A 9,586-nucleotide genomic window follows, 5' to 3' on the forward strand; every position below is an offset into this window, starting at 1 on the left:
CGGTCGATCGCGTCGGCGACGCCTCGCAGCAGGCGGGCGCGCTCGGCCACCGTCATGCGACCCCACGGTCCGTCGAACGCGGCACGGGCGGCAGCCACGGCACGGTCGACCTGCTCGGCCCCGGCCTCGTGCACCTCGGCGATCAGCGTGCCGTCGATCGGGCTGATCTTGGCGAAGGAGCCGATGCCCTCGACGCGCTCGCCGGCGATCAGGTTGTGGATCGCGCGGGGCGCCCGGCCCTGCTCGGCGGCAGGGCGGGGAGGCGTCATCGTCTCGGAAGGCATGCGCTCAGGCTAGGAACGTCGAAGGGATGCCGACAAATACTCTCTTGATGCACTGCCATGCCCCCACGGCTATAGTCCCGCTCATGGTCACCGATCGACTGCTCGACGGCCGGGTCAAGATCCGGCACCTCGTCCTCATCACCGCCATCGCCGACGAGGGCACGCTCGTGCGCGCGGCCGAGTCGCTGCACATCACCCAGCCCGTCGTCACGCGCGGACTGCGCGAGGTGGAGGAGGTGCTCGGGGTCGCACTGTTCGAGCGCCTGCCGCGCGGGGTCAGACCGACGCCGTACGGGCACGCGTTCATCGAGCGGGCCCGGTCCGTGCTCGCCGAGCTGCGGGCGGCGGGGGAGGAGGTGCGGCTGCTGCAGTCCGGGCAGCTGGGCACGGTCACGGTCGGCACGCACCTGGCCGGGTCGAACCTGCTGCTGCCGCGGGCGATCGCGGGGCTGAAGGCCGAGCATCCCCGGCTCACGGTGGTGGTGCGCGAGGGCACGCCCGACACCCTGCAGCAGCTGCTGCTCGCGGGCGACCTCGACCTCACGGTGGGGCGGCTGTCGCCCACGGTGCCGGTGCGACTGGAGCAGGAGCGGCTGCACCTCGAGCCGATCCGCCTGGTCGCGCGGGCCGGGCACCCGGTGCTCGGTGGTGCCAAGGCGCATTCGCTCGCGGAGCTCATCTCCTACCCGTGGATCTTCCCCGTGGCCCAGACCGCCCTGCGCGCGGAGCTGGAGGCGGTGTTCTTCCACGAGGGGCTGCCCCTGCCTCCCGACCGCGTGGAGTGCACGTCGATGCTGACGCTGCGCACGCTGCTGATCTCGACCGACGTGATCGCGGCGCTGCCGATGTTCATCGCGGTCGACGACCGCGAGCTGCGGATCCTGCCCACGCCGCTCAGCTCGATCCGGCGCTCGGTCGGCGTCACGCTGCCCAAGGACCGGGCGCCCTCGCCCGCCGCGACCGCCCTGCTGACGCACCTGCGCGAGGAGGGCGCGCGGCTCGCGGCCCTGGAAAGCGAGTACACGGAGGGGGAGCCGCGACCGCTCGGCTGATATGCCCGTATGGTCATGGCTCTGACCCGTATGGATATTGGACAGCATCGCGGCACCGGGTGAATCTGAGGGGGACGACACGACGTCGTGACGATCCCACCCGATTCAGCCAATGGAGGCGACATGGCCGGCTCTCCCTACGTGCCCGATGCGAAGAAGTACCGTCCGGAGGACTTCGAGCGCGTCGCCGGAGAACCGGCCGATCCCGACCCCTCCACGTGGGGCATGCAGCCCGACGGCACGTTCCTGCCGCCCGCCCACACCCCCTCCGTCCCGCGCGACGTGTTCGTCGACTGGCCCGGTCAGCTCGACTACCGCGATCCGGAGACCTACGCGCTCAACGCGAAGGCCGAGGCGTTCTACCCGATCGTGGTGAACACGAGCCACTCGTGGCAGTGCATCTACGACTGGGACGGGCGGCGGCTGATGCTGCACTACGGCGGCGGCAACCACTGGAAGCTGTACGACATCACCGACCCGCGCGACCTCACGATCGTCGACGAGGAGCAGTGGGGCTGGGGCGACCCCCGCCCGCAGTTCGGCGCGACCACCGTGCAGTGGAACCAGGAGCTCGGCGCGTACATCGCGATCCAGGCGAGCGAGACCCCGCGGTACTTCCTCCAGGGGCGCGTCGCCAACAAGTGGCTCGACGACACGGTCGAGGGGCAGCTGAAGGAGTGGGAGGGCCTGCGGGGCTTCCGCACCTGGCGGATGGACGGCCCGAGCCCGCGCGAGTGGACGCTGCTCACCGAGGTGTCGACCGACCCGAACCACTCGCCCGGCGAGATCCAGGAGGGCAACGGCGTGCTCGACCTCCCGGTGTACTACGGCGACAAGTACCTGTTCGTGGCCACCGCGCCCGACAACACCTTCACCAACCAGCCGTACCGCACCACACTGTGGACCGCGGGCCACGCGGCCTACGACGTGTCCGACCCCGCGAAGCCCGAGCTGCTGTCGACCTGGTGGGTGCCCGGCTCGCGGGCCGGCGAGGAGGACGACTCCCCGTACCTGGCCGACAACGACCGCTGGAACAACAAGACCTCCTGGTTCGGCTCGCGCATGGGCGTGTTCCTGCCCCGCTCGGTCGAGTCGGGCTGGAAATACGGCTACGCGGCGCAGGGCGGCCAGGGCTTCTTCGTGCTCGACGTCTCCGACCCGACGGACATCCACCACGTGGGCTGGTGCCCGCTGCCGACGAGCGTCGCCGGCACCGAGGGCGACAACGTCGACACCACCCAGGTGGAGGAGACCGGGTACGTCTACGTCTCCGGCTACCCGATGAACACCGACTGCTACGAGCCCGCCAAGGAGATCTACCAGATCGACGTGAGCGACCCGACGAACCCGCGGGTCGTGCGCACGCTGCCCCGGCCCACGCCGCCCGCGGAGGCGGCCTTCACCGACTGGGCGCAGCGCCGCGGCTCGTTCGGTCCCAAGCGCTCCGGCTACTTCACCAACACCGGCACGCCGCACGGCGGGGTCATCCCGTACGCGTTCTACGCCGCCGGTCTGCAGATCTTCGACGTGCGCGACCCCGAGGACCCGAAGGTGGGCGCCTACTTCGTGCCGCCGATGGGACTGAAGGACGACGACGATCTCGCCGCACCCGTGCACGGCATCTTCGTCGAGTGGGACCGCAACCTCATCTGGCTGTTCGCGAACCACGGCATCTACGCCGTGTCGACGCCGCTGCTGGGAGAGCCCGTCACCGGGATCCCCTCCGCCGACGGCTGACCCCGGCCCCCGGAAACTCCGGCGTCCGTCCTGCACTCGGGGGCGAACAGGACGGACCCCGGACTACCCGCCCCCCCCGTGACGCCCCACCCGAAAGCAGCTCATGACGCAGACAGTCCGGCCGTGGCCCGCCCTGTGGGCCCTGTGCATCGGCTTCTTCATGATCCTCGTGGACACGACGATCGTGGCGATCGCCAACCCGGTCATCCTCGCGGCGTTCGACGCCGACCTCACGACGGTGATCTGGGTGACCAGCGCGTACCTGCTCGCCTACGCGGTGCCGCTGCTGATCACGGGCCGCCTCGGCGATCGGTTCGGCCCCAAGCGGGTGTACCTCGCGGGACTCGTGCTGTTCACCCTCGCCTCCCTCGCGTGCGGCCTGTCCGGCAGCATCGAGATGCTGATCGCGGCGCGGGCCGTGCAGGGCTTCGGCGCCGCGCTGATGACGCCGCAGACCATGGCGATCATCGCCCGCGTCTTCCCGCCGCGCGGCCGGGGGCAGGCGATGGGGGCGTGGGGTGCCGTGGGCGGCCTCGCGACCCTCGTCGGGCCGATCCTGGGCGGCGTGCTCACCGACACGGTCGGCTGGGAGTGGATCTTCTTCGTGAACGTCCCGGTCGGCGTGGTGGCGTTCGTCGTCGCGTGGCGGCTGGTGCCGGATCTGGACGGCCACCCCCATCGGTTCGACCTGCTCGGCGTGATCCTCTCGGGTGCCGGGCTCTTCCTCCTGGTCTTCGGACTCCAGGAGGGGGAGGTGTACGACTGGGGTGTGATCGCCGGTCCGGTCACGGTGTGGGGGCTGATCGCCGCGGGCGTCGTGCTGCTGGTGCTGTTCGTGGTGTGGCAGCGCGTCAGCCGCTCCGAGCCGCTCATGCCGCTGGCCCTGTTCCGCGACCGCAACTTCTCCGTCGCGAACGCCACGATCTTCCTGGTGGGGGTCGGCATCACCGCGATGCCCGTGCCGCTCGCCTTCTACTTCCAGGTCGCCCGGGGCCTCGACCCCACGCTCGCGGCCCTCATGCTCGCGCCGATGGCGGTGGTGTCCGGAGTGCTCGGGCCGTTCGTCGGAAAGCTCAGCGACCGGGTCGGACCGCGCTGGGTGACCTTCGCCGCGTTCACGATCTCGGCGGTCGCGATGGCCTGGTACGCCGCGACCATGACGCTCGATGCGCCGTTCTGGCTGCTGCTGCTGCCGTCGGCGCTGCTCGGGGTCGGGGTGTCCGGCATGTTCGGGCCGCTGGCCTCGACCGCCACGCGCAACCTGCCCCACACGCAGGCCGGGGCGGGCTCCGGGGTCTACTCGACGACGCGGCAGATGGGCTCCGTCATCGGTTCCGCCCTGCTGGCCGTGCTGATGAACGTGACCCTGGCGGCGCAGATCCGCGGGTTCGTGCCCGGTGCGATCCACCCCGGCAGTGTGCTGTCTGACGAGGACGGCGCGGGGCTGGCGCGGGCGATGTCGCAGTCGCTGCTGCTGTCGGCCGTGGCCTTCGGGGTGTGCGCGCTCGTGGTGCTGTTCTTCGTGAGGCCGCGGCCGTGGGGTGCACCCGCCGCCCCGCAGCCGGTGGGGGCGACGACGGGAGAGGGACGATGATGGCAGCGATGATTGTGGATCCAGAATCCAGAACACAGACCCGGGCGAGGACGCCGATGACCGCGAACGCCGGGGGCGGACGACTCGTCGTCGATGCCCTGAAGAAGGACTACGAGCTCGACGGCGCGGCCGTGCCCGTCGTGAAAGACGTCACGTTCACGATCGAGCCCGGCACGTTCTACTCCCTGCTCGGGCCGTCGGGCTGCGGCAAGACCACGACCCTGCGGTGCGTCGCCGGGCTCGAGCGCAGCAACGGCGGAGTCATCTCGCTCGACGGGGGCGTGCTGTCCACCGGTACCCAGCACGTGTCGCCCGACAAGCGCGACATCGGCATGGTCTTCCAGAACTACGCCATCTGGCCGCATATGACCGTGTTCGCCAACGCGATCTTCCCCCTCCAGGTCGCCGGCTCCCGGCTGCCGAAGCAGGAGGCGAAGAAGCGCGCGATGGAGGCACTGGAACTCGTGCAGCTCGACCACCTCGCGCAGCGCCCCGCCACCGCGCTGTCAGGCGGGCAGCAGCAGCGACTCGCCCTCGCCCGCGCGCTCGCGCACCGTCCGCGGCTGCTGCTGCTGGACGAGCCGCTGTCCAACCTCGACGCGAAGCTACGCGACACCATGCGCAACGAGCTGCGCAGCCTGCAGCGCAGCCTCGGCATCAGCGCCCTCTACGTCACCCACGACCAGTCCGAGGCGCTGTCGATGTCCGACCGGGTGGCCGTGATGAACGGCGGCCGCATCGTGCAGGAGGCCGCCCCGCGCGAGCTCTACGACCAGCCGGCCGACCGCTTCGTGGCAGACTTCGTCGGCCGCGTGAACATGGTGCCCGCCCGTGTGGTCGACCGCGACGGCAGCGGTGACGCGGTGGTCGAGGCACTCGGCACCCGGCTGCACACGCCCGTCCCCGACGGGGTCACGGCGGGCGACGAGGTCACGCTGACGCTGCGGCCCGAGGCCGTGCGCTGGCACGAGACCGCGGTCGAGCGCCCCAACGTCGTCCCCGTGCGCATCGTGCGGGTGGAGTTCCTCGGCGAGATCGTCGAGTACGAGGCCGAGGTGCTCGCCGGTGGCGAGACGGTCGGCACGATCGTCGGCCGCGGAGCTCCGCTGGCGACACCCCCCGAGGGCGGCAGGGTCTTCCTCGAACTGGTCCCGCACGCCTGCCGCGTGCTGGCCGCATGACGCAACCCGCACCACACCCGAGATCACGCACCTGATGTCAGAGAGGACATTCGGATCATGAAGAGAACACTGGGAGCCGTCGCCGGAGCGGCGGTCGTCGCACTCGCCCTGAGCGGCTGCGGCACGCAGGCCGAGGCGGGCGACGGCGAGAGCTCGCTGAAGGGCGACGCCGCCGCGGCCACGTGCGACGCGGTCGACGTCGGAGCCATCACGCGCTGCGAGAACTTCTACGACGACTACTGGCCCGAGATCGACAAGCAGCTCGACGCCCTCTACGAGCAGGCGAAGGAGGAGGACGGCGGCACCCTGGTCATCTGGGACTGGTACGAGCTGTCGCCCGACGTGATCGCCCAGTTCAACGAGCGCTTCCCCGACATCAAGGTCGAGACGCGGGGCCTCACCTACAACCTGTCGTCGGCGATCATCTCGGCCAAGGCCACCGGGTCGCGCAACACCGACGTCGTCTCCGGATCGATCACCTCGATGGCCGCGATGTACGACGAGGGGTTCTGGGAGAAGGTCGACTGGCAGAGCTTCGGCGTGCCGGAGGAGTACCTCACCCTCGGTGCCCCCGAGCTCATGCCCGACAGCATCAACGGGTCGCTGCTGCAGTACAACACCGACAAGATCGCGGAGGTCCCGGCGTCGCTCGACGGCCTGCTCGCCCCCGAGTACACCGGCAAGGTGTCGGTCGCCGGCTACAACGCGGTGGTCTTCGCGGGCTACGGCATGGCCGAGGGCGAAGACGCGATGCTCGACCTGATCGACGAGCTGATGTCGTCCGGCACCATGAAGCTGCTCGAAGACCAGGGCGCCCCGCTGTCGAGCGGAGACGTGCCGGTCGCGCTCAACCAGACCCTGTTCAACCCGAACCCGTCGCTGCAGGTGGCGCCGTTCGAGCACTCCGGGGTGTGGGCGCAGTTCTCGGGCGTCAACTCCGACGCGAAGAACAAGCCGGGCGCCGCGCTGTGGACCCTGTGGAACGCGTTCGACCCCGACTGGATCCACCTGCGCATGACCGACGAGCGCTTCGCCAGCACGCAGGTGCCGTTCGCCGGGCTCCCCGCCGCGACCTTCGGAGAGGCCACGGGCCTCATGAAGACGAACGCCGACGCGCTGCTGCTCGGCCTCGACAGCGGTGCCGAGACCGAGACGCAGGACACCCGCGACGACTGGCAGGCCATGATCAACGCGGCCGACAAGGCGCTGAACGGATAACCATGTTCCAGGCACGACGGACCACGGGGCGCCGGCGTCCCACCTCGATGACGATCGCGATGGTCGTCTCCGGGATCGTCATCTTCCTCCTGCTCGCGGTGCCGCTGATCGTTCAGGTGATCACCGCGTTCCGTGGTCCGTTCCTGCCCTTCGGGGTCTCGTCCGCCCAGTGGGGCGTCGAGAACTTCGTCACCCTGTGGCAGCTGCGAGAGGACTTCTGGGGCGTGCTCGGCGCGACCGGGGCCTTCGTCGGTGGCTCGACCCTGCTCACGCTGCTGATGGCGTTCGGTCTGGCCTGGGTCACCGTCCGCACCGACGCCCCGTGGCGCCGGCTCATCTCGGTGCTCGTGATCGTGCCGTACATCATCCCGCCGATCGTGAAGGCGCAGGCGTATCTGCTGATGCTGTCGCCCGAGTCGGGTGTGCTGAACCAGCTGCTGCGGCTGCTGCCGTTCGCGAGCGACGTGCCAATCGACCCGTATGCGTTCCCGACGATGATCGTCATCCAGGCGCTCACCAACGTGACCTTCCCGTACCTGATGATCGTGCCGATCCTGACGAACATGGACGGGTCGCTCGAGGAGTCGGCGCGGGTGTCGGGGGCGTCGTGGCCGCAGACCCTGCGGCGGGTGACGCTGCCGATGCTGTGGCCCGGGCTGCTCGGGGTGACGGTGCTGACGTTCATCCTCGGCCTCGGCAGCCTGGAGGTGCCGCTGCTGTTCGGCCAGGAGTCGGGGCGCAGCATCTTCGCCCTGAAGCTGTGGACGCTGATCAGCTCGAACGCGGGGGAGCTGCCGCAGTACGGCCTCGCCGCCGCGTGGGGCCTGGTGTTCCTGGTGATCACCACGATCGCGTTCGCGGTGTACCTGAGGGCGACCAGGAACGCGGAGCGCCGCGCCTCCGTCTCGGGCAAGGGCTTCCGGCCGTCGACCATGCGGATGGGGCCGTGGAAGATCCCGGTCATGGTGCTGGTGGCCGTGTTCGTGCTGCTGACCGCGGTGCTGCCGCTGCTCGCGCTGCTGTGGGCTGCGATCACGCCCTATCCGGTGGCGTTCTCGATCGACGCGATGCTGAGCCGCACCGACTTCGGGGCGTTCGGGGTGGTGCTCGCCGACTCCGAGTTCTGGGTGTCGCTCGGGCGCACGGTGCTCATCGCGGGCGGGAGCGCCACGATCGCGGTGGTCTTCGCGACCGTGCTCGCGTACGGCATCGCTCGCAGCAAGAAGACCGGGTGGGTGAAGGCGCTCGACCTGTTCGCGTCGTCGTCGGTCGCGATCCCCGCGACCATCGCCGGCTTCGCGATGTTCCTCACCTTCATGGTGCTGAATCCCTACATCCCGCTCGCCGGGACGCTGTTCGCGCTCGTGATCGCCTACTCGTACCGGGTGTCGATCGCATACCGCTCGTCGTACAGTGCGACGCTGCAGATCAGGCCCGAGCTGGAGGAGGCGGCGCTCACCAGCGGGGCCAGCAGGTTCCAGGGGTTCCGCCGCATCATCGCGCCGCTGCTGATGCCGACCGTGATGGCCGTGTGGATCCAGATGTTCATCCTCGGCACGAACGAGTTCACGCTGCCGGCGTTCCTGGCGACGCCGTCGTCTCGTCCGCTGTCGATGTACATCTACGCCATGATCAACCCGCGGTCCGCGCAGCTCTACGCACCCGATCAGGGTGCCGCGATGGCACTGATCTTCACGCTCATGGTGTTCGCGATCGGCTACGGCCTGCAGTGGGCGCTGTCCCGCCGCGCCATCGGCCGCACGCGCAAGACCGTCGCCGCCGGTCTCCCCGACCTCGCCGCCGCCGCACCCGCCCCCGCCGATTCCGCCACCGTGACCCTCGCCGTGCAGCGCCGCCGCGGGAGGGGGTGAGGGGCGGAAGCCGAGCCAGGCCCGCGCCCGGAGAGGCCTGCCGACACGGCTCTTGACTTTTGGATCCAGTATCCATTCAATGGAGACAGCGATGACGCGAGAGGAGGGGCCATGCACATCGGGTACGCCGCGATGCTGGAGCAGGTGCAGCCCTCCGCCGTCATTGAGAACTGCATCGCCGCCGAGGCCCACGGGTTCCGCGGCATCATGGCCACGGACCACTTCCAGCCGTGGCTCCCGCGACACCGGGCCTCCGCGCACGTGTGGACCATGCTCGGCGCGATCGGCGCGCACACCACGGGCGACCTGGGTCCCGGCGTCACGACCCCCGGGTTCCGCACGCACCCGGCCGTGGTCGCGCAGGCCGCCGCCACGCTGGCCACCCTGTACCCCGGCCGCGCGTGGCTCGGGGTCGGTTCCGGCGACGCGCTGAACGAGCACATCACGGGCGGCTACTGGCCCGAGCCCGCCGAGCGCATCGACCGCATGTTCGAGGCCGTCGACATCATCCGCAAGCTCTTCACCGCCTCGCTCGCGGGCCGCGACACCCGCCACCGCGGCGAGCACTTCCGCATGGAGTCCACCCGGCTGTGGACCATGCCCCCGGCCGCGCCCCCGGTGCTCGTCGCCACGGCGGGCCCCGTCACCG

General features: G+C 70.3%; 8 protein-coding genes. 7 read left to right on the top strand and 1 reads right to left on the bottom strand.

Annotated elements, in window-relative coordinates; genetic code table 11:
* Positions 1–284, bottom strand: a 284-nt coding sequence (locus tag DW309_RS02060) for an aldehyde dehydrogenase family protein (RefSeq protein ID WP_240753100.1), incomplete at its 3' end; no start/stop codon positions are given.
* Between the two features lie 83 nt (positions 285–367).
* On the opposite strand from DW309_RS02060, the gene DW309_RS02065 reads away from it, so the two are divergent.
* The 7 genes from DW309_RS02065 to DW309_RS02095 form a co-directional block, all read left to right on the top strand.
* Positions 368–1,336, top strand: a complete 969-nt coding sequence (locus DW309_RS02065) for a LysR substrate-binding domain-containing protein (RefSeq protein WP_136033891.1) — start codon at positions 368–370, stop codon at positions 1,334–1,336.
* Positions 1,337–1,459: 123 nt separating this feature from the next.
* The gene (locus DW309_RS02070) at positions 1,460–3,073 is read left to right on the top strand and encodes an LVIVD repeat-containing protein (protein ID WP_136044410.1); all 1,614 of its coding nucleotides are present in this window, start codon (positions 1,460–1,462) and stop codon (positions 3,071–3,073) included.
* Positions 3,074–3,176: 103 nt separating this feature from the next.
* The gene (locus DW309_RS02075) at positions 3,177–4,667 is read left to right on the top strand and encodes a DHA2 family efflux MFS transporter permease subunit (protein ID WP_136044411.1); all 1,491 of its coding nucleotides are present in this window, start codon (positions 3,177–3,179) and stop codon (positions 4,665–4,667) included.
* Between the two features lie 56 nt (positions 4,668–4,723).
* The gene (locus DW309_RS02080; RefSeq protein ID WP_168387144.1) at positions 4,724–5,848 is read left to right on the top strand and encodes an ABC transporter ATP-binding protein; all 1,125 of its coding nucleotides are present in this window, start codon (positions 4,724–4,726) and stop codon (positions 5,846–5,848) included.
* A gap of 57 nt (positions 5,849–5,905) precedes the next feature.
* Entirely contained in the window at positions 5,906–7,066 is a 1,161-nt protein-coding gene (locus DW309_RS02085) for a type 2 periplasmic-binding domain-containing protein (protein ID WP_136035839.1), read from the top strand.
* A gap of 2 nt (positions 7,067–7,068) precedes the next feature.
* Entirely contained in the window at positions 7,069–8,937 is a 1,869-nt protein-coding gene (locus DW309_RS02090) for an ABC transporter permease (protein WP_136044413.1), read from the top strand.
* Positions 8,938–9,048: 111 nt separating this feature from the next.
* A partial coding sequence (locus tag DW309_RS02095; RefSeq protein ID WP_136044414.1) for an LLM class flavin-dependent oxidoreductase occupies positions 9,049–9,586 on the top strand: 538 nt, incomplete at its 3' end.

Origin of the sequence: Microbacterium sp. K41 (genome assembly GCF_004794395.1) — a bacterium.
In the GTDB taxonomy this organism is placed as follows: Bacteria; Actinomycetota; Actinomycetes; order Actinomycetales; family Microbacteriaceae; genus Microbacterium; species Microbacterium sufflavum.

Coding starts and splice junctions, on each gene's coding strand:
- DW309_RS02065 (WP_136033891.1), top strand. CDS start 368: ATGGTCACCGATCGACTGCTCGACGGCCGGGTCAAGATCCGGCACCTC.
- DW309_RS02070 (WP_136044410.1), top strand. CDS start 1,460: ATGGCCGGCTCTCCCTACGTGCCCGATGCGAAGAAGTACCGTCCGGAG.
- DW309_RS02075 (WP_136044411.1), top strand. CDS start 3,177: ATGACGCAGACAGTCCGGCCGTGGCCCGCCCTGTGGGCCCTGTGCATC.
- DW309_RS02080 (WP_168387144.1), top strand. CDS start 4,724: ATGACCGCGAACGCCGGGGGCGGACGACTCGTCGTCGATGCCCTGAAG.
- DW309_RS02085 (WP_136035839.1), top strand. CDS start 5,906: ATGAAGAGAACACTGGGAGCCGTCGCCGGAGCGGCGGTCGTCGCACTC.
- DW309_RS02090 (WP_136044413.1), top strand. CDS start 7,069: ATGTTCCAGGCACGACGGACCACGGGGCGCCGGCGTCCCACCTCGATG.